General features: G+C 70.5%; 18 protein-coding genes. 13 read left to right on the top strand and 5 right to left on the bottom strand.

Annotated features, from left to right (window positions below; all coding sequences use genetic code 11):
- Positions 1–488: 488 nt before the first annotated feature.
- Complete coding sequence (locus VET29_RS31885) at positions 489–2,420, bottom strand: GH25 family lysozyme (RefSeq protein WP_324927594.1); 1,932 nt, start codon at positions 2,418–2,420, stop codon at positions 489–491.
- Between the two features lie 216 nt (positions 2,421–2,636).
- Here VET29_RS31885 and VET29_RS31880 point away from each other — a divergent pair, with 216 nt between their 5' ends.
- Together VET29_RS31880 and VET29_RS31875 are read left to right on the top strand one after the other, a co-directional pair.
- On the top strand, positions 2,637–2,792 hold the full coding sequence (locus tag VET29_RS31880) for a hypothetical protein (protein WP_324927590.1): 156 nt from the start codon (positions 2,637–2,639) through the stop codon (positions 2,790–2,792).
- 74 nt (positions 2,793–2,866) lie between these two features.
- Positions 2,867–4,018 (top strand): acyl-CoA dehydrogenase family protein, encoded by a 1,152-nt coding sequence (locus VET29_RS31875; protein WP_324927587.1) that lies wholly within the window; start codon positions 2,867–2,869, stop codon positions 4,016–4,018.
- 358 nt (positions 4,019–4,376) lie between these two features.
- Here the strand turns inward: VET29_RS31875 and VET29_RS31870 are convergent, their stop codons facing one another.
- Positions 4,377–5,072: a Crp/Fnr family transcriptional regulator gene (locus tag VET29_RS31870; RefSeq protein WP_324927585.1), complete on the bottom strand. Its 696-nt coding sequence runs from the start codon at positions 5,070–5,072 to the stop codon at positions 4,377–4,379.
- Positions 5,072–6,004: a hypothetical protein gene (locus VET29_RS31865; protein WP_324927583.1), complete on the bottom strand. Its 933-nt coding sequence runs from the start codon at positions 6,002–6,004 to the stop codon at positions 5,072–5,074. Before VET29_RS31865 ends, VET29_RS31870 begins: the two co-directional genes overlap by 1 nt.
- A 166-nt stretch (positions 6,005–6,170) precedes the next feature.
- Here VET29_RS31865 and VET29_RS31860 point away from each other — a divergent pair, with 166 nt between their 5' ends.
- From VET29_RS31860 to gcvT, 9 genes are all read left to right on the top strand, one after another.
- On the top strand, positions 6,171–7,799 hold the full coding sequence (locus tag VET29_RS31860) for a hypothetical protein (protein ID WP_324927581.1): 1,629 nt from the start codon (positions 6,171–6,173) through the stop codon (positions 7,797–7,799).
- On the top strand, positions 7,799–8,404 hold the full coding sequence (locus VET29_RS31855; RefSeq protein WP_324927579.1) for a hypothetical protein: 606 nt from the start codon (positions 7,799–7,801) through the stop codon (positions 8,402–8,404). The genes VET29_RS31860 and VET29_RS31855 overlap by 1 nt, the downstream gene beginning before the upstream one ends.
- A 95-nt stretch (positions 8,405–8,499) precedes the next feature.
- Positions 8,500–9,189: an energy-coupling factor ABC transporter permease gene (locus VET29_RS31850; protein ID WP_324927577.1), complete on the top strand. Its 690-nt coding sequence runs from the start codon at positions 8,500–8,502 to the stop codon at positions 9,187–9,189.
- A complete protein-coding gene (locus VET29_RS31845; protein ID WP_324927575.1) occupies positions 9,186–9,566 on the top strand; it encodes a PDGLE domain-containing protein in 381 nt (126 codons plus the stop codon). The genes VET29_RS31850 and VET29_RS31845 overlap by 4 nt, the downstream gene beginning before the upstream one ends.
- Positions 9,563–10,285, top strand: coding sequence for an energy-coupling factor transporter transmembrane component T (locus VET29_RS31840; protein ID WP_324927573.1), 723 nt, complete (start codon positions 9,563–9,565; stop codon positions 10,283–10,285). Before VET29_RS31845 ends, VET29_RS31840 begins: the two co-directional genes overlap by 4 nt.
- Positions 10,282–11,013, top strand: coding sequence for an ABC transporter ATP-binding protein (locus tag VET29_RS31835; protein WP_324927571.1), 732 nt, complete (start codon positions 10,282–10,284; stop codon positions 11,011–11,013). Before VET29_RS31840 ends, VET29_RS31835 begins: the two co-directional genes overlap by 4 nt.
- 65 nt (positions 11,014–11,078) lie before the next feature.
- Positions 11,079–11,570: a SigE family RNA polymerase sigma factor gene (locus VET29_RS31830; protein WP_324927569.1), complete on the top strand. Its 492-nt coding sequence runs from the start codon at positions 11,079–11,081 to the stop codon at positions 11,568–11,570.
- 21 nt (positions 11,571–11,591) lie between these two features.
- On the top strand, positions 11,592–12,479 hold the full coding sequence (locus tag VET29_RS31825) for a hypothetical protein (RefSeq protein ID WP_324927565.1): 888 nt from the start codon (positions 11,592–11,594) through the stop codon (positions 12,477–12,479).
- Between the two features lie 99 nt (positions 12,480–12,578).
- On the top strand, positions 12,579–13,667 hold the full coding sequence (gcvT, locus tag VET29_RS31820) for a glycine cleavage system aminomethyltransferase GcvT (protein ID WP_324927563.1): 1,089 nt from the start codon (positions 12,579–12,581) through the stop codon (positions 13,665–13,667).
- A 166-nt stretch (positions 13,668–13,833) separates the two neighbouring features.
- On the opposite strand, the gene VET29_RS31815 is transcribed toward gcvT, so the two are convergent.
- Entirely contained in the window at positions 13,834–14,772 is a 939-nt protein-coding gene (locus VET29_RS31815; protein ID WP_324927560.1) for a Ku protein, read from the bottom strand.
- Positions 14,773–14,926: 154 nt separating this feature from the next.
- On the opposite strand from VET29_RS31815, the gene VET29_RS31810 reads away from it, so the two are divergent.
- Positions 14,927–15,220: a WhiB family transcriptional regulator gene (locus VET29_RS31810; protein ID WP_324927557.1), complete on the top strand. Its 294-nt coding sequence runs from the start codon at positions 14,927–14,929 to the stop codon at positions 15,218–15,220.
- Here VET29_RS31810 and VET29_RS31805 read toward each other — a convergent pair.
- Positions 15,213–16,028, bottom strand: a complete 816-nt coding sequence (locus VET29_RS31805) for an alpha/beta hydrolase (protein ID WP_324927553.1) — start codon at positions 16,026–16,028, stop codon at positions 15,213–15,215. The genes VET29_RS31810 and VET29_RS31805 overlap by 8 nt on opposite strands.
- Positions 16,029–16,080: 52 nt before the next feature.
- Here VET29_RS31805 and VET29_RS31800 point away from each other — a divergent pair, with 52 nt between their 5' ends.
- Positions 16,081–19,065 carry a glycine--tRNA ligase gene (locus VET29_RS31800; protein ID WP_324927662.1) on the top strand — a complete coding sequence of 995 codons (2,985 nt, stop codon included), beginning with the start codon at positions 16,081–16,083 and terminating at the stop codon, positions 19,063–19,065.
- Positions 19,066–19,116 lie beyond the last annotated feature (51 nt).

Below are 19,116 nucleotides of genomic sequence, written 5' to 3'. Positions count from 1 at the left end.
TGCTGTCGTCCTACCCCGGTAGAATGGTCGGCGGGGTGGCCCCCGGGTTTGGGTGGGGGCTGCCTGATCTCCATTCTGGGGCTGGCTTCAGCAAAAATCGTTTTCGCAGGTCAACGCGGTGGAATGGCCGGCGGGGCGCTGGGATTGGGGTAAGGGGCCCGGCAAATCCTGCGGTACGAGGCAGACTTTCGGCTCGCGTATCGACCCCTGTGGGCACCCCGGCGCACCGAAGCAACGCGTGCAATTCGGCAACTTCCCGTGGTGTCAACCCGCCATAGCGGACGGGGGAGAGCCCCGGCCCGGGCCTTCGCACACCCGTTGACCATCGGCTCTGTGACTCTGCCGAGGCCCTGGGATCGGGTGGGGGCTGCCTGATCTCCATCCCCAGGCTGATTTCAGCAACAAGAGTTTCGCAGGTCAACGCCGTAGAGGTGCGTGCCGGCGCGTCCGGGGACACCGCGTCCACACGGCGTCCCCGGATGGCCGGGTTACGGGGCGAAGTAGCCGGCGAGGTCGGCCACCAGGTTGATCGTGCCGGCGTTGTTGAAGAGCCACACGTCGTTCGCGGAGCCGACCCCGACCGTCACCAGGTTCGGGACGATCTGGCCGGCGACCAGGTTGAGGTTCGAGGCCACCGGCCGGCTCGGCGTTGTCGCCGTCTTCGGGTACACGGCCACGAACGTGTCCGTCGTCGGCGCGACGCCGGTGACGTTCAGGACCACGCCCGTCGCGTTGGTGGGCAGGGTGTCCGCCATCGACAGTGCGATCGCCTGGCCGCCGCCGGGCACGGGCAGCCAAGAGACCCCGCCGTTGCGGGTGTCCAGCAACCGTGTCGGGGGTAGCGCGACGAACTTCGCACCCGTGTCGGGCGCGTAGTACCCGGCCAGGTCGGCCACCAGGTGCACCGAGCCGGTGTTGTTGTACAGGTCGACCGACCGGTTGGTCCCCAGCTTCACCGTCACCAGGTTCGGTGTCGGGTTCCCGTTGGCCAGGTTCAGGTTCGACGCGTTCGGCCGGGTCTGGCCGGTCGGCCACGCGACCACGTACGTCCCGGTGGTCGCGCCGACGCCCGTCAGGTTGAGCGTCACCGCGGTGGCCGTCGACGGCACGGACGCGGGCATGGTGAGCGTGATGGTTCCGCCCGGCCCGACCGCCGAACCCGACCTCGTGTCGAGCACCCGCTCCGGCGAGCGTGCGTTGAACAACCCGGTCGCGTTCGTCGCGTAGTACCCGGCCAGATCCGCCACCAGATGCGTGCTGCCGGTGTTGTTGTACAGCGACACCTTCCGGTCCGCCCCGACCTGCACCGTCACGAGGTTCGACCGCACGTCGCCCGCCGCCAGGTTCAGGTTCGACGAGAGCGGCCGGGGCCGCCCGGTCGGCCAGACCGTGACCACCGTCGACGAGGTCGCGCTGCCGGTGACGTTCAGCACCGCGGACGTCGCGCCCGCCGGCAGCTGCCCGGACAGGTCGACGGTCACCACGCCGCCCGGCCCGAGCGGGCCGTTCCCGTCGCGCGTGTCGAGCACCCGGACCGGCGACGTCGCGGTGTAGCCGCCGGCCTTGGTCGCGAGCGAGTCGAGCATGGCCTCGCCGCCGCTGACGTAGTCGCCGTCCACGTCGCCGGAGATGCCCGGCACCGTCGTGGTGTCGCTGTACTGCCACATCGTCCAGTTGCCCGCCCACGCGCTCGGCACGCTCGGTGCCGCGATGTCGTGGTGCGCGATCCACAGCGGGTACGACGCGAACGCGGTGCTGTTGCCGACGCACTCGCTCCAGAAGAACGGCGTCGTGTACAGCGTCGGGGTCACGCCGAGGCGCCGCTTGACCTCGGTCATGAAGTCGCGGATCCACGTCACCAGCTCCGGCGCCGTCTTGTCGTAGCAGCGGTCGGCGTACTGGAGGTACGGGTTGTGCTCGACGTCCAGCACCGGGTTCAGCGTCTTGCCGTCGGGGGAGTAGCCGGCGCGGTCGACGAAGTAGTCGGCCTGCGTGACGCCGTCCGTGTCGTTCGGCGTGCCGAAGTGGTAGGCGAACGCGTACATCCCGGCCGCTTGCGCGCCCTCCTGGTCACCCGCGAAGTAGGGGTTCGTGTAGTAGTCGCCCTCGCTCGCCTTGACGCCGACGAACCGGATCCCGCTGCCGGCGACCTGCGTCCAGTTGATCGGGGTGCCGTGCTGGAACTTGGCGACGTCGATGCCGCGCACGTAGTCGGCGGCCGCCGCGGCCCGCGGCTGGTCGCCCGCGTACCTGGCCTCGCCGCTGACCGGGCTGTGCGGCTTGTCCACGTTGTCCCGCACCACCCCGCGGACGACCGGATAGTCGCCTGTGGACGGCTCGGCGGCCGCCACCGGGACCACCGCCCCCGAAACGCACAGGGCCGACAGCACGGCCGCGAGCACACGTCTTCCTGACAGCACGATGATCCCCCCAGTATGGCCGGATGTTGCCGGCTCTATCGCCCGGTGCCGCGGGGAGGTTACGCCTCAACGTGTTTGGTGGACGTCGGGACAACCGGGCACCGCGGGCGTCCGGCGTCCTGACGGCGCGGGCGACCGAACCGCGGCTGGAAGGCATACACCACCGGGGATCGGGGTATGCGTGGGCCGGAGAACGACACACGTTGGGAGCAGACAATGGCCTGGGTTCGCCGACACCGCCGCCGCACCCCGTACGGCTGGGGCCGCTCGACCACGGTCCGCAGCCACTACCGCAGGAACCCCGGCGGCTCGCCCCTGGTGGCGATCATCGTCGTGGTCGTGGTGATCCTGGTACTGATCGCGATCTTCTAGCCGCCGGCCCCGCCTACCTCGAACGCGAGCTACTCGACGGTAGAACCTGGCTCGCGCCGCGTTAGCCTGCTGGTATGGATCTGTCGCTCAGCGAGGAGCAGGCCGCGCTACGCGAGATGGCGCGGGACTTCATCGACCGTGAGGTCGTACCGCACACACGGGACTGGGACCGGGCCGAGCAGGTCGACCGCGCCATCGTCGGCAAGCTGGCCGAGGTCGGGTTTCTCGGCATGACCGTGCCGGAGGAGTACGGCGGCTCCGGCGGGGACCACCTGGCGTACTGCCTGATGATGGAGGAACTCGGCCGCGGCGACTCCGCCATCCGCGGCATCGTGTCCGTCTCGCTCGGGCTCGTCGGCAAGACCATCCTCAGCTACGGCACCGAAGACCAGAAGCAGAGGTGGCTGACCCGGCTGTGCTCCGGGGAGTCGCTGGCCTGCTTCGGGCTCACCGAACCGGACACCGGCTCCGACGCCGGCAACCTCGCCACCAAGGCCGTCCGCGACGGCGACGGATGGGTGATCAGCGGCTCGAAGATGTTCATCACCAACGGCACCTGGGCGGACCTCGCCCTCATCTTCGCCCGCACCGGCGAGGACGGGCCGCGCGGCGTGACCGCGTTCCTCGTGCCGACCGACTCGACCGGCTTCACGCACCGGGAGATCAAGGGCAAGCTCGGCCTGCGCGGTCAGTCGACCGGTGAGCTGGTCCTGGACGGCGTGCGGGTCGGTGACGACGCCGTGCTCGGGCACCTCGGCCAGGGCTTCAAGATCGCGATGGCGGCGCTCGACAAGGGCCGCATGTCCGTGGCCTCCGGATGCGTCGGCCTGGCCAGGGCGGCGCTCGAGGCGTCGACGAAGTACGCGGGGGAGCGTCAGCAGTTCGGCAGGCCCATCGCCGGGTTCCAGCTGGTGCAGGAGATGCTGGCGGACATGGCCGTCGGCACCGAAGCGGCGCGGCTGCTCGTCTGGCGGGTCGCCGACCTCGTCGACCGGGGCCAGCCGTTCTCGACGGAGGCCTCGATGGCCAAGCTGTACGCGAGCGAGAACGCGGTAACCGCCGCGAACCTCGCCATCCAGGTATTCGGTGGTTACGGTTATCTGGATGAGTACCCGGTATCGAAAATTCTTCGCGACGCCCGCGTGATGACCTTGTACGAGGGGACCAGCCAGGTCCAGAAACTCCTCATCGGCCGCAGGCTCACCGGGATCAACGCCTTCGTCTGACCCCAACCACGGCGCCGCCGAACCCCCAGAAACCGGCGGCGCCGCGGTCCCCCGACACCTCAGTGGGACAGGCTCAGCCCAGCAGGCCGAGCCAGATTAGATGGCTTTCCATGACCAGCCTCCCTCTTCATCCGGGTAACAGGAACGCCCGAAAAGTCCACTTCGGAATCAGACCCGGAGTCCGAGAAAGAGGCCCAGCACTACGCCGATGGTAAACAACCAGAAACCCAGTCGTGCAGCGGCGGAAACCGTGACTATGTACCTCATGACCGACTCCCCGTCCCTCTTCCCGTGTTCTCCCGGGCATCAATAGGGTCGGATGAATCGGAATTAGATACGACGAACGATGGCACACTCGCTATGTGCCATCTGGCGCACTTCCGGCCAGCCCGCGCAGCACGTCGAGTGCCGACACCACGAACATCCGCCGGCCGGTGACGAGCATGCCGCGCTCCCGGAATGTCTGGAGCGCGCGGGCCACGGCGCGCCGTGACCCCCCAATGCTGTTCGCGATGTCCTGCTGTGTCAATGGCATGCCGACCAGCACGCCGTTGGGCGACGGACGGCCGTGCAGGTCGGCCATGCGTACGAGGAAGGCCGCGACCCGCTGGGCCACGCCCATGGTCGCGAAGTCGACTCTGGCCCCTTCCGCCTTACGCAACCGCACCGCCATCTGCCGCAGCAGCGCTACGCCGAGCGCGGCCCGATCCTCCAGGCACGCCAGGAAACCGTCGTGGGTGAACTGCGCGAACTCCGTCTCCTGCAACGTGTCCACGGTCGCTGTCCGTGGCCAGCCGTGCAGGGCCGCCAGGTCGCCGATGACCTCGCCGGGACCGCACAACGCGTACAGCACCACCTGCCCGTTCCGGGCGGTCGTGTAGACGCGCACCCACCCCGACAGGAGGACAAGCACGTGGTCGGTGGGGTCGCCCTCGTGCATGAGCGTCCGGCCGGCCGAACGGACGTGGATCATGCCGCGACCGAGCAGGAAGTCACGGTCCGGGGGCGCGAGGTAGTGCAGGAAGGACCCGCCTACCAACGGCTCCCTCGTCACTAGCCCGACCAGCGCATGCCGTAGCTCAACCCCTGGTGCAGCTTGGAGAACTCCAGCGACACCTCGCCGAGCCGGTCGGGTTGGAGCAGCCCGTCCGCCGGCTCGAAGTCGTCGATGGCGCGCGGAGGGATGCCGTCCAGGCGCCAGATCCGGTCCGGCACGTCGGTGCCGAAGCGCACCCGCACGGTGAACCGCTCGCACGGCTGGAGCGGCGTCATCACGTAGAACGGCGGCATGAGCGCGCGGGGGAACGCGCTGAACCGCACCCCGTACTCGTGCTTCTCCCCGGCCAGCAACGGCTTCGGCAGCCGTACCGAGAACTTCCGGTGGCTCGGGGTGATGCGCTCGGTGTCGGTGATCTCCCCGCCGTACAGCACGCTCGCCACGATCGGGCTGTCCGCGGTCTGGCCGGACGCCGGCGCCGAGAGCCGCAGCTCGATCTCGCTCAGGTCGTCCACCGACGCGATGATCACGCGGTCCTCCGTCAGCTGCGGCGGCTCGACGTCCATTCGAAACAGGGCGCGCAGCGAGCACACGTGCCAGCCCTGCGACAGCTCGGGGGCCTCGACCAGCTCGTCGAGCTGCTCGGCCAGGATCCGGAAGCCGATCTTCATCCGCCGGACGGCGGCACGCGGGTGGTCCCGGTTGATCTGGTGGGCCGCCCAGCTCATCCTGTCCTGCATGAACTGATGATCTGCCTGCGGGTGCAGTGCGAGCCCGGCGAGCACGGAGATCCGCAGGTCGTGGGGCAGCCGGTCACACAGTTCGGTGAGCCGCGTGCCGACCTTGCGCCGTACGGTCGCGGGGGCGTCGGCGGTCGTCACCCCGCACGCTCTGCGTAGTCCCGGGCCGATCCGGTCGGCGACGTCCCCGGCCTGCATGCCCCGCCCCCGCGGTATTTCCTGGAGCTCGTCGAAGGTGCTCGCCGTCATCTGAACATCGTTACAGATTGGCGATTGTCAAGTCCACCGGCGTACTGTCCGATAATTGTCGGTAGTCCGAACGTGGGACATATCTTTGACAAATACGCGCGAGAGCCCCCGGCGAAAACGCGTACCGCTACCGTCGAAAACTACGGGTTCGGCCGATCGTGGGGGCGTGGGGATGTTGAGGGAGCGCGACGACACGACGCGGTACCTCTGTGCCGCGGCGCACCTCGACGACCGGTTCACCGATCGGGTGATTCGGGAGTTTCTCACTCAACCAACCCGCACGGCGCCGCCCGTCGCAGGGGTGCGGGCCGGCGCCGTCCTGGCGGAGGCGGTCGCGGCCCGCGCCCGGCGCAAGTTCCGGGACACCCTGCTGGTCATCCTGTTCGCAAGCCTGCTCGGCACGCTCTCGCTGAGCATCGTGACCGCGTGGCTGGTCGTCGCGGTGATCGTCTTCGTCGGCCTGGCGCGGGGCGACCGCGCCGAAAGACCCGGGGTGGTACGGCGGCTGCTGCCGGCGGTCAGCGGAGGGCTGGTCGCCGGCGCGCTGCTCACCGTCCTGCTCCTCACCGGTGGGTCGCCGGCGAGCTACGGCGCCGCCCCGGACCTGGCTCCGGCCTCGCTGCTCGCGGCCGGCCTCCTCGGCGCGATGCTCGTGGTGCTGGTCGTCGACGAGCTCGTCGTGTGGCACCACCTCGGGGACCGCTTCACGCGGGGCCGCCGGGTCCCCGACCCGGAGCCCGCGCAACTGTCGCCTCAGGATCGGCGCGTGTACTTCTTCGGCGCCAGGCACTTCCTCACCCAGCTGCGCCGGCAGCTGCGTGCGCCGGTACGCATGGCCGCGCCCGCCGAGGCCGGCGACGAGTCCAGCGACGAGGCCGACGTCGAGGCGGCCGCGCCCCTGATCGTCGCCCGCGGCTACCGCGTGTTCATCGGCGCCGGCCGGCCGTACGCGCCCTGGTCGCTCGCCGTGCCGCTGCGGCCGCGCGCGCACGTGGAGCGGGTGGCGCCGCTGTCCGCCGAGTGCCTCTACGAGCGCGTCACCCACGCCATGGGCTCGCTCCGCGACGCGGCGTGCCTCGGCCCCGGCGGGCGGTTCGCCGACCTGCGGGTCACCGAGCAGGTCGTGGTCGCCGCCGAGGAGCTGGTCGGCCACCTCGACAACCTCGACAACCTCGACCGGGCCGGCGACTTCATCGCCCGGCCGAACACGGCCCCGTACCCGTTGCTGAGGGGGCAACGGGTACGGGAGCTCCGCGAGCAGCCGCTCGAGTGGGCCAGGTACTACCTGCGCTTCCAGGTCGAGGCGTGGGACCGGGACTTCGTGGTGTCCGCGTTCCTGCACCTGGCGGTCAGCGGCACGACCCTCTATGTCGAGTGGACGCCGTGCGTGCTGCTGCCGGTCCGGAAGGAGTACCGCGCCATCGACGCCCTGCCGGACTCGCCGCTCTGGCCGGTCGAGCGGGCGGTGCGGCGGTTCCTCACGCTGCCGCTGACCATGCCCGCCCGGCTGCGCGGGGTCTGTTCGGTGATCCGCCCGGAGCGGCCCCGGGCCGGCCGGCCCACGCCGGAGATGTACGGCGTCGCGCACAGCCTGCGTGAGCTGGCGGCGGACACGGACGTGCAGAACTACTTCCAGCTGGCCGACCGCGGCCGCTACCTGAAGGTTCTGGAGAGCCGGCTCACGGGCGCGCTCGTCGAGGTGCTGGACGAGTCCGGCTACGAGGTCACCGCGCTGGCGCGGCAGGCGGCGATCGTGGCGAGCGGCGGCATGTACCTCACGAGAGTGGCGTCCTGATGGAAAGCGGCTGGTGGGCCCCCGTCCTCGCGGCCAGGCGGGCGAACCGGCTGGGTTTCGTGGTCGACGTGGTCAGCTACGGGCAGCGTGACGAGCAGGAGCAGAAGCACGTCGAGACCCGGCTGCTGGCGTTGCTGCGGACGGTGGTCGCCGACGTCGGCGACGACTTCGACGAGGTCGACCGGGACAGCGGCGCCGGTGACAGCACGGTGGTGCTCCTGGCCACCGGCGACGACCCGACCGACCGGCTGCCCGTGTTGCTGCGTTCGGTCGCGCGGCGGCTGGCCGAGGACAACGCGGCGTCCGGCGACCGGATCCGGCTGCGGATGGCCGTGGGCACCGGCCCGGTGGCCGCCGGCGGCCACGGGTTCGCCGGGCCGCTGGTGGTGAACATCAGCCGGCTGGTGGACAGCGAGCCGTTGCGGCGCGCGGTGGCCGAGAACCCGGCGGCCGACCTCGCGGTGCTGGTGCTCGACCCGGGTCAGCGTGAGGTCGCCCCCGGCTACGCGCCGCTGGTGCCCGACCGCGTCGAGCTGGTGGACGTGGCGATGAAGGAGTTCGTCGAACAGGCTTCGCTGTGGGTCAGCAGTCCCCAGCGCCGGTAGGTGCCGAGTGTCGGCCGTCACAGGCCCGGCTCGGGCACAAATCCGTTGTTGCAAATACCTGGTGATTGCCCGTCGTTGCTATCTAGGCTGGGTCCGTGTCCCAACCCGTAGCGATGCACATGAGCGACGGCCTGATCAACGCGCCGACGTCGCTGATCTTCGGTGGCGTCGCCGTGCTCGGCATGGCGACCGCGATGGTCGGCGCCCGTCGCGACCTCGACGACAGGACCGCGCCGATGGCCGGGCTGGTCGCGGCCTTCGTGTTCGCCACCCAGATGCTGAACTTCCCGATCCTGCCCGGCGTGAGCGGTCACCTGCTCGGCGGCGCGCTGGCCGCGATGCTGGTCGGACCGTGGGTCGGCGCGCTGTGCGTCGGGATCGTGCTGGTCGTGCAGGCACTGGTGTTCGCCGACGGCGGCCTGACCGCGCTCGGCGCGAACATCACGAACATGGCGCTGATCGGCACGGCGGCGGGCTACCTGGTGGCGCTCGCGCTGCGGCCGCTCGCTGCCCGAGGACGCTCCGGCCTGTTCGCGACGGCGTTCGTCGCCGCGTTCTGCAACACCGTGATCGCGTCCCTCGGCTTCGTGCTGGAGTTCGCGCTCGGCGGTGACGCCGCGTTCTCCCTGGGTGGCGTGGCCGGCACGATGATCGGCCTGCATGCCCTGATCGGGATCGGCGAAGGCGTGATCACGGCACTGACGGTGACCGCGGTGGCCGCCGTACGACCGGACCTCGTGCACCTGCTGCGCGGGACCGCCACACCGCTGGAGGTGCGGGCATGAAGCGGTGGCATTTCCTCGCCGGGTTCGCCCTGGTGGCGCTGATCTGCGCCGGCGTGCTGTCGTACTTCGCCGACTCGGACCCCGACGGCCTGGACAGCGCGACCCTCAAGGGCTGCCAGGTGGTGCGGTCCGACCAGGGCGAGCAGCTAGAGGGGGACTGCATCGCCCAGCGTTCGGGTGACCACCACATGAAGGACAGCCCGCTCGCGGACTACACCGTCGGCGGCGACAGCCGCTTCACCGGTGTGGCGGGGGTACTGGGGGTGCTCGCCACGGCGGTGCTCGCGGGCGGGCTGTTCTGGCTGCTCCGCCGGCGTCCGACCGGCAAGAAGCCGACCAGCGGGCCGAGCGCGGCCGACCCAGGAAGCCAGCCGTGAGTGCCGGCCACGCCCATCTCCTCCACCACCCCGCCGACTCGCCCGTGCACCGCCTCCCCGCCCAGGTCAAGATCGTCGCGGCGCTGCTCACAGTCCTCTGCGTGGTCGCCACGCCGCGCACCGAGTTCTGGGCGTTCGGCGTCTACCTCGTCATGGTCGTCGCCGTCGGGCGGATCGCCCGCGTGCCCGCCGGCCACTTCGCCAGGCGGGCCTTCATCGAGATCCCGTTCGTCCTGGTCGCGATCCTCATGCCCCTCCTCGGCGGCGCGGCCGGCGCGCTCGCCGGCTGGAACATCCTCGCCAAGGGCACCCTCGGCGTCCTCACCTCGCTGACCCTCGCCGCGACCACCACCCCGCGGGACCTGATCGTCGGCCTGCAACGCCTGCGCACACCCGCCGCCCTGACCACCATCGCTACGCTCATGCTCCGCTACCTCGACGTCATCGCCGGCGAGGCGCGGCGGATGCGGCTCGCCAGGATCTCCCGCGGCCACGACCCGCGCTTCCTCTGGCAGGTCGGCGCCACCGCACGCGGCATCGGCGCCCTGTTCATCCGCAGCTACGAGCGCGGCGAACGGGTCCACCTCGCGATGCTCTCGCGCGGCTGGACCGGAGCCATGCCCGACCGCGGCACCGCCGCCCGCCCCGCCACCTGGCTCGCCGGCCTCACCCCGGTCCTGGCCACGGCCGCGGTCCTCGGCACGGCGGTGCTCACGTGACCCCCGCGCTCGAGGTGAAGGGCCTCGCCTTCGCCTACCCCGACGGCCACCAGGCCCTCTACGGCGTCGACCTGCGGGTCGAGCCGGGGGAACGGGTCGCCGTGCTCGGCCCCAACGGCGCCGGCAAGACCACGCTCGTCCTGCACCTCAACGGCGTGCTCACCGCGGGCGCCGGGCACATCGAGGTCGCCGGTCTCAAGGTCGAGAAGGCCAACCTGCACGAGATCCGCCGCCGCGTCGGCATCGTGTTCCAGGACCCCGACGACCAGCTGTTCATGCAGACCGTCGGCGAGGACGTGGCGTTCGGCCCGGCGAACTTCGGGCTGCGCGGCGCGGAGCTGGACCGCCGGGTCACGCAGGCGCTCGACGCCGTCGGCATGGCCGCGCACGCCGACCGCTCGCCGCTGCACCTGTCCGGCGGGCAGCGCCGCCGCGTCGCGCTCGCCACGGTCCTGGCCTGCGACCCGGAGATCCTCGTGCTGGACGAGCCGTCCGCGAACCTGGAGCCGGTCGCACGCCGCGAGCTGGTCGAGGTCCTCCTGTCGCTCGGGCGAACCATGCTGATGGTCACCCACGACCTCCCGTACGCCCTCCAGCTCTGCCCGCGGAGCGTCCTGATCGACGACGGCGTCGTGGTCGCCGACGGCCCGACCCGCGAGCTACTGGCCGACGCCGACCTGCTCGCCGCGCACCGTCTGGAGATTCCCTACGGTTTTCGCCTGGACTGAGCAACCCCGCACGGCAAAGCGCGCGTTCCAGCCCGTGTAAGAGGCACGACACGGGGAGGTCGCGGGTGAAACAGTCCGAGGAGAACGCGTACCGCGAGTACGTGACGGCACGGATGGAGGTCATGCGGCGCACCGCGTACCTCCTGTGCCGGGACTGGCACACCGCGGACGACCTCGTGTCGATCACGATCGGCAAGCTGTACCGGCACTGGTCGCGGGTCGGCGGCGCGCAGAGCCTGGACGCCTACGTCCGCAAGGCGCTGCTGCGTACCTGGCTGGACGAGAAGCGCCGGCCGTGGCACCGCCGTGAGCAACTGGTCGAGGAGCTGCCCGAGCTGCCGTCGCCGACGGAGTTCGCCGTGGTCAGCCGCGCCCAGCTGCTGGACCTGCTCGACGGGCTGCCGCCCAGGCGCAGGGCCGCCGTCGTGTTGCGCCTCTATCTCGATCTCTCGGTGGAGGAGACCGCCGAGATCCTCGGCTGCTCTGTGGGCACCGTGAAGAGCCAGACCGCGCGCGGGCTCGACACGTTGCGTGCCAGGGCAGCCGAGGCCGACTAACCGGAGAGGTGCGGGGAAGAAATGGACAAGCAACTTTTCGATGACGCGATCGGGGAGGTGCCGCCGTCCACGGTCGACGTGGCGGCGGTCATCACCCGCGGCCGCCGCGCGGACCGGGTGCGCCGGGTGGCGAACCCGATGGTCGCGGCCGGCGTGGCGGTGGTGCTGGGAATCGGCGTGGTCGCGTACGCCACGACCAGGGATGACGGCGGCGGCGGGGTCCGGGTCGGCGGCCCGACGTCGGCGGAATCGCCGTCAGCACCACCGTCCACGTTGAGCTCCCACCCGGCGAACCGGCCGACGGGAACGCCGCCGGCGCAGTGTTCCCGACCCGGTGTGGAGTCGCCCGCGGCGGTCATCGCCCGCATCAGCCCGGTGCTGGACACCCTGTTCCACGCCCAGCTGCCGACCGCGCAGTTCGTGGCCAACCCGGTGAACCAGTATCCCGACGGTGTGCAGCACGGGCCGTTCGAGCTGTACCAGGTCACGGGGGATAAACCGGCCGAGAAGCCGATCTGTGACGCGGACAGCTACTTCCTGACGCGGGCGACCGTCCAGCTGCCGACGGGGACCGGCAACATCCTGGTCCTCCTGGCCCCGGCCTACCGCAACGGCAACTCCGGCGAGCGGTGCGACCCACCAGGCAACGGCGGGGAGCAGACCTACTGCGAGGTCGTGACGGGACCGCACGGCGAGACCATCCTCAGGCAGACCCGGGTGTTGGAGGGCGGCACCACGATGAACCGGGTGGACATCACCCGGGCGGACGGCACCTCGGTCATCGTCGAGTCCTCGAACATCGGCACCGACGTCAAGTTCGGCGACGCGCCGACCGTCGCGACACCGCCACTTGGTGTCGACCAGGTGGCCGCCATCGGCATCGACCCCGGGTTGACGCTCTTCCCGTAGGTCGCCCCGCGGGGGGTATGCCACCTGAGCCGGCTCCGGGCCCGGGTGCCATACCCCCCGTTGTTCCGGGCGGGCGTCCCAACAGGCAGGATCGGGGCCATGAGCACACTCTCGCCGCTTGACGACGTGCACACCAAGCTCGGTGCGTCGTTCACCGACTTCGCCGGCTGGTCGATGCCGCTGCGGTACGGCAGCGAACTGGGAGAGCACAGGGCGGTGCGGGAGGCCGCGGGCCTGTTCGACCTGTCGCACATGGGGGAGATCGAGCTGACCGGGCCGGTGGCGGGCCGTGCGCTGGACTACGCGCTGGTCGGCAAGCTGTCCGGCGTGAAGCCGGGCCGCGCCCGCTACACGATGATCTGCGACGGCGCGGGCGGCGTGCTCGACGACCTGGTCGTCTACCGGATCGGCGAGGACCACTTCATGGTGGTGGCGAACGCGTCCAACTCGGCGGTGGTGTTCGCCGAGCTGAGGTCGAGGGCCGAGGGCTTCGCGGTGGAGGTGGTGGACCGGTCGACCGCGTGCGCGCTGATCGCGGTCCAGGGCCCGCGCGCGGTCGAGGTGATCGGCGCGGTGTCGGACGCGGACCTGGCCGCGCTGCCGTACTACGGCTGCGTCCCGACCGTGATCGGCGGCCACGACGTGCTGCTGGCCCGCACGGGCTACACGGGCGAGGACGGCTTCGAGGTGTACGCGGAGTCCGCGCACGCCGAGGACGTGTGGGCGACGGTGTCGGCCTTCGACTTCCTGGTCCCGGCCGGTCTGGCGTGCCGGGACACGCTGCGGCTGGAGGCCGGGATGCCGCTGTACGGCAACGAGCTGACCGCGGACATGACCCCGTTCGACGCGGGCCTCGGCCGCGTGGTGAAGTTCGACAAGACGGCCGACTTCGTCGGCCGCGCCGCCCTGGAACGCCGCCGAGACGAGTCCGGCGCCGCGGAACAGGTCCTCGTGGGACTCGTGGGCGACGGCCGCCGCGCCGCCCGCCACGGCTACCCGGTCCTCGACGGCGACGCCCAGGTGGGCACGGTAACGAGCGGCGCCCTGTCCCCAACCCTGGGCCACCCGATCGCGATGGCCTACGTCCCCCCGACCCTCACCGAACCCGGCACCAAGCTGACGGTAGACATCCGAGGCAAAGCCACCCCGGTCACGGTAGTAAACCTCCCGTTCTACAAACGCCCCTAACCCCGCGAGTCCCGCGTTCAAACACCGCGAGTCGCGTGTTCGGACATGCCGAACTGTGGGTTCGTGCAGATCATGGCCGGGGGGCGTGTGCACGAAACCGCAACTCGGTGTGCGTGAACGCGGGACTCGATGTGCGTGAACGTGGGACTCGCGGGGCTTGGGGGAGTTAGGAGGCGGCGGCTGAGGTTTGGGCTTCGGCTACTGCTTTGGCCAGTTCGTCGCGGTTCATCTTGGAGCGGCCTTTGATGTCCAGTTCCTTGGCCAGTTTGTCCAGGTCGGCCTTGCTCAGGTCGTCGAGGGCGGGGGACGGGGACGGTGTGCGGCCCTTCTTGCGGCTCTCGACGCTTCGCGACAGCGCCTCGAAGAGGTCGACGACCTTCGTCGGCTCCGAAGGCTCCTCCGACGCGACTACCTCGCGGCCCTCGCGCTTGGTGTCGATCAGCTTCTCGACCTGCTCGGTGTAGGCGTCGTGGTAGTCCTCCGGGCGCCACTCGTCGGACATGGAGTCGATCAGGCTGACCGCCATCTCGAGCTCCTTGCCCCGCGCGGTGGCGACCTCCGGCAGGGACTTCAGCTCCTGCGCCGGGTCGCGGATGTCCGCCGGGAACAGCAGCGTGTTCAGCACGAGCAGCCCGTCACCGGCCCGCACCGCGGTCAGGTACTCCTTGCCCCGCATCACGAACGACGCGATGCCGGCCCGGTTGGTCTTCTCCATGGCCTGCAACAGGAGGCTGTACGACTTGCCGTACTCCTCCTTGGCCGGCGCCAGCCAGTACGTCCGCTGGAAGTGGATCGGGTCGATCTCCTCCAGGTCGACGAACGAGTTGATGTCGATGGTCCGCGAGCGGCCGGGCGCGATGGCGTCCAGCTCCTCCGGCTCGATGATCACGTACTCGCCACCGCCGAGGTCGGCGCCCTTGACGATGTCGGAGTAGGGCACCTCCTTGCCGGTCCGCTCGTTGACCCGCTTGTAACGGATCCGGTCGGACGTGCCCCGCTCGAACTGGCGGAAGCTGATGGTGTGATCCTCGGTCGCGCTGTACAGCTCGACGGGGATGGTCACCAACCCGAAGTTGATGGCTCCACTCCAGATAGGTCTCGCCACGGTACTGCCCTCCCATGAGTCCCGGTGGTCATCATGGCCCCTTCCAGCGACGATGCACCAGCCCACCGGGAACGCAAGGCGCGTGTTTGCCTGCCAGAACAGCCGGGTACCACCACGACGTAGAGCCAAGCGAGCTTGATGGAGGAGCCCTGCCATGGTGGACGTTTCCCGGCTGCCCGGTCCGATCGCTGAAACATGGGACTGGCAACGGCTGGCCGCCTGCCGCGGTCAGAACAGCGACATGTTCTTCCACCCGCGTGCCGAGCGCGGCCAGGCACGGGAAGAGCGCGTGGCCAGGGCGAAGGAGATCTGCCGGCAGTGCCCCGTGATCGTGCAGTGCCGCCACCACGCGCTGACCGTCTACGAGCCGTACGGCATCTGGGGCGGTCTCGACGAGACCGAGCGGCGAGCCGCCTACGCCCACCGCAAGAACCTCCAGGTCAGCTGACCAGACCGGCCACGGTGCCGACCACCCGCGACCCGGACAGCAACACCGGATCGTTGTGGTCGGCGCCACGTATCTCCACCACCGTGACGGGCCCCGCGGCGGCCTCGGCGACGGCCCTGCTCTGGGCGGGCGGCACGATCGAGTCGGCCGACCCGTAGACCACCACGGTCGGCACCCGGATCCGCCGCACGTGGTCGACCACCGGATACCGGTCGCGAAGCAGCAGCCGTACCGGCAGGAACGGGTAGTGCTCGGCAGCCGTGTCAGCCAACCGGGTGAACGGCGACCGCAACACCAGCCCGGCAGGCGGGTACGAGACGGCCAGCTCGGTGACCACCCCGCCACCGATGCTGTCCCCGAAGTAGACCAGCCTCGACGAAGGCACCCCAAGGTCGTCGACCAGGTAGGAACGCGCGGCCCGCACGTCGAGCGCCAGCCCCGCCTCGCTCGGCTCGCCGGAGCTGTCCCCGTACCCACGGTAGTCGAACAGCAACACGTCGAAACCCGCGTCCCGCAGTGCGGAGGCCAGCCCGGCCCGGTCCGCCCGGTTGCCCCCGTTCCCGTTGGCGACCAGCACGGTGAACCCCAGGTCACCCCTTGCGGCGGGCACGAACCAGGCGCCGAGCGTGACCCCGTCGGCGGCCGTCAACCGCACGTCCGTCGCCCCGGCGAGCACCCGCGCGGCCGGCGGAACCGCGCCGCGGCTCGGGAGATAGACGAGCCGCCGCTGGAAGAGGTAGGCGAGCGCGACCACCGCGAGAAGGAAGACGACGATCGTCGCGGCGCCGTACACCAGCCATCGTGGCACCCGCCCAGTCTTCCCGATGTGCCGGTCATTAGGGTTTTACGGTGTGCTGACCATGCAGGACGCGTTGCTCGCCTTGACCAAGTACTGGACCGACCGGGGTTGCATGATCGTGCAGCCGTTCAACACCGAGGTCGGCGCCGGCACCCTCAACCCGGCGACCATCCTGCGTGTGCTCGGTCCGGAGCCGTGGCGGGTGGCCTACGTCGAGCCGAGCGTGCGGCCCGACGACGCCCGGTACGGCGAGAACCCCAACCGGCTGCAGACGCACACCCAGTTCCAGGTGATCCTCAAGCCCGACCCCGGCAACCCGCAGGAGCTGTACCTGCGGAGCCTCGAGGCGCTCGGCATCGACATCCACGCCCACGACATCAGGTTCGTCGAGGACAACTGGGCGTCGCCCGCGCTGGGGGCGTGGGGCCTTGGCTGGGAGGTGTGGCTGGACGGCCTGGAGATCACCCAGTTCACGTACTTCCAGCAGGCCGGCGGCCAGAACCTCGACCCCGTGTCGGTGGAGATCACCTACGGCGTGGAGCGCATCGTGATGGCGCTGCAGAACGTGAGCCACTTCAAGGACATCGCCTACGCCCCGGGCATCTCCTACGGCGAGGCCTTCGGCCAGGCCGAGTACGAGATGAGCCGCTTCTACCTGGACGACGCGGACGTCGACACCCAGAAGCGCCTGTTCGAGGACTATGCCAACGAGGCACGGCGGATGCTGGACCTGCGCCTGCCCGTGCCGGCACACGTCCACGTGCTGAAGTGCTCGCAGACGTTCAACGTCCTGGACGCCCGGGGCGCCGTGTCGACGACCGAGCGGGCGAAGGCGTTCGCCAGGATGCGTGGCCTGGCCCGCGAGGTGTCCACGCTGTGGGCCGAACGCCGTGGCGAGCTGGACCACCCGCTCGGCCTGTCCGAGCTGCCGCCGGCGGCCGCGGCGCCGACCACGTTCGCCACGGTCACCGAGCCCGCGCCGCTGCTGTTCGAGATCGGCACGGAGGAGCTCCCGCCCCACGAGGTGACCCGCAGCGCGGCGGCGGTCCGCGACGCGGTCCGGTCGAAGCTGGCGGCGACCCGCCTGTCCCACGGCGACATCGAGGTCCACGCCACACCGCGCCGCATCATCGTCCTGATCGACGGGGTGGCCCCGGCGGAACCCGACGCGGAGCGTTTCGTGCGCGGCCCACGGGCGTCGGCGGCGTTCGGCGCCGCGGGTGAGCCGACGAAGGCGGCGGCGGGCTTCGCCCGCGGCCAGGGAATCGACGCGACGGCGCTGGAACGCGTGGACGTCGACGGTGTCGAGTACGTGGGAGTCACCAGGACCGATCGGGGCCGTGGCGCGAACGAGGTCCTGAGCGGCCTGCTGGGCGAGGTGGTGACGGAGCTCCGCGCCGACAAGAACATGCGCTGGAACGACCGGAAGCTGTCGTTCACCCGCCCGGTCCGCTGGCTGGTGGCGCTGCTGGGCACCGAGGTGGTCCCGGTAGCGGCGTCGACGTTGACGGCCGGCCGCACCACGAGGGTGCACCGCACCGCGGACACCCCGGTGGTGGAGGTCCCGACGGCGGCCGGCTACCTGGACTTCCTGGCCGCGCACGACATCGTGGCGTCGGTGGTGGCCCGCCGCGAGGCGATCGTCGAGGCGGCGGGTGGGCTGGCCGCGAGCGTCGGCGGAACGATCGACGTGGACGCGGAAGCGGCGCTCATCGACGAGATCGCCAACCTGGTGGAGGAGCCGAACGCGATCCTGGGCGGTTTCTCGGAGACCTACCTGGAGCTGCCGCAGGAGATCCTGACCACGGTGATGCGCAAGCACCAGCGCTACCTCCCGGTCCGCACCGCGGAAGGCGCCCTGCTCCCGCACTTCGTGGCGGTGGCCAACGGCGGCTGCGACCACGACGCCGTCCGCGCCGGCAACGAGGCGGTGCTGCGTGCCCGCTACGAGGACGCGAGCTTCTTCTGGCGAGCCGACCTGAAGGTGGCCCCGGAAACCATGAAGGCAGGCCTGAGCCGCCTGGCCTTCGAGGAGCGACTGGGCTCCATGTCCGACCGCGCGGCCAGAATCGCCGCGGTCGCGGCGACCCTGGACGGCGGTCTGTCCACATCGGACAGGTCGACGCTGGAACGTGCGGCGGCACTGGCGAAGTTCGACCTGGCCTCGCAGATGGTCATCGAGCTGACCAGCCTCGCCGGCGTGATGGCCCGCGAGTACGCGGCCCGCTCGGGCGAACCCGAGGCGGTGGCCGAGGCCCTGTTCGACATGGAACGCCCGAGGTCGGCGGGCGACCGGCCCCCGGCGACGGTCCCGGGCGCGGTACTGGCCCTGGCGGACCGCTTCGACATGCTGGTGGGCCTGTTCGCGGTCGGCGCGGCTCCCACGGGAAGCTCGGACCCGTTCGGCCTGCGCAGGGCAGCGGCGGGCGTGCTCACCATCCTGCGCGCACACCCGGCCCTGTCGGGCATCACCCTGACAAAGGGCCTGGCGGCAGCGGCGGAAGAGGTTCGCGCACAAGGCATCGAGGTCCCGGAGAAGACGCTGGACGAGGTGGCGGACTTCGTCACCCGCCGCTACGAACAGCAGCTGTTGGACGCGGGCCACGACCACCGGCACGTGGCAGCGGTCCTGCCGCTGGCGACGGCCCCGGCGGCGGCCGAGTCGACCCTCCGGGAGATCGAACAACGAGTCGGCGACAAGGACTTCGCGGCCCTGGTGGCAGCCCTGCAGCGGGTCCGCCGCATCGTCCCGCCGGACACCGAGGCGACCTACGACCCGGCAAGGCTGACGGAACCGGCGGAAACGGCACTGCACCAGGCGCTGGTAAAGGTGCGGAAGGTAATGCGCAACACGTCCCTGGCGGACTTCGTACTCACGGCCACCCCACTGACCACGCCAATCAACACCTTCTTCGACGACATTCTGGTAATGGCGGAGGACAAGGAAATCCGGGCGGCCCGCCTTGGCCTTCTGGCCGCGATCAGAAATCTGGCGGCTCCGGTTCTGGACTGGCAGGCCCTGGGTACGAGCTTCACCGCGGAGTAGCAACAGAAAAAGAGCCTCGGCTCGACAGAGCCGGGGCTCGAAAGCGCGAAA

This window comes from Actinophytocola sp. (genome assembly GCF_035634895.1).
Taxonomy (GTDB): domain Bacteria; phylum Actinomycetota; class Actinomycetes; order Mycobacteriales; family Pseudonocardiaceae; genus Actinophytocola.
This window is presented reverse-complemented; position numbering and strand designations above follow the sequence as displayed.

What these genes read in the sequence shown, in the direction of transcription:
- VET29_RS31800 (WP_324927662.1), top strand. Translation starts at nt 16,081, where the DNA reads ATGCAGGACGCGTTGCTCGCCTTGACCAAGTACTGGACCGACCGGGGT.
- VET29_RS31875 (WP_324927587.1), top strand. Translation starts at nt 2,867, where the DNA reads ATGGATCTGTCGCTCAGCGAGGAGCAGGCCGCGCTACGCGAGATGGCG.
- VET29_RS31825 (WP_324927565.1), top strand. Translation starts at nt 11,592, where the DNA reads ATGGACAAGCAACTTTTCGATGACGCGATCGGGGAGGTGCCGCCGTCC.
- VET29_RS31845 (WP_324927575.1), top strand. Translation starts at nt 9,186, where the DNA reads ATGAAGCGGTGGCATTTCCTCGCCGGGTTCGCCCTGGTGGCGCTGATC.
- VET29_RS31810 (WP_324927557.1), top strand. Translation starts at nt 14,927, where the DNA reads ATGGTGGACGTTTCCCGGCTGCCCGGTCCGATCGCTGAAACATGGGAC.
- VET29_RS31880 (WP_324927590.1), top strand. Translation starts at nt 2,637, where the DNA reads ATGGCCTGGGTTCGCCGACACCGCCGCCGCACCCCGTACGGCTGGGGC.
- gcvT (WP_324927563.1), top strand. Translation starts at nt 12,579, where the DNA reads ATGAGCACACTCTCGCCGCTTGACGACGTGCACACCAAGCTCGGTGCG.
- VET29_RS31855 (WP_324927579.1), top strand. Translation starts at nt 7,799, where the DNA reads ATGGAAAGCGGCTGGTGGGCCCCCGTCCTCGCGGCCAGGCGGGCGAAC.
- VET29_RS31865 (WP_324927583.1), bottom strand. Translation starts at nt 6,004, where the DNA reads ATGACGGCGAGCACCTTCGACGAGCTCCAGGAAATACCGCGGGGGCGG.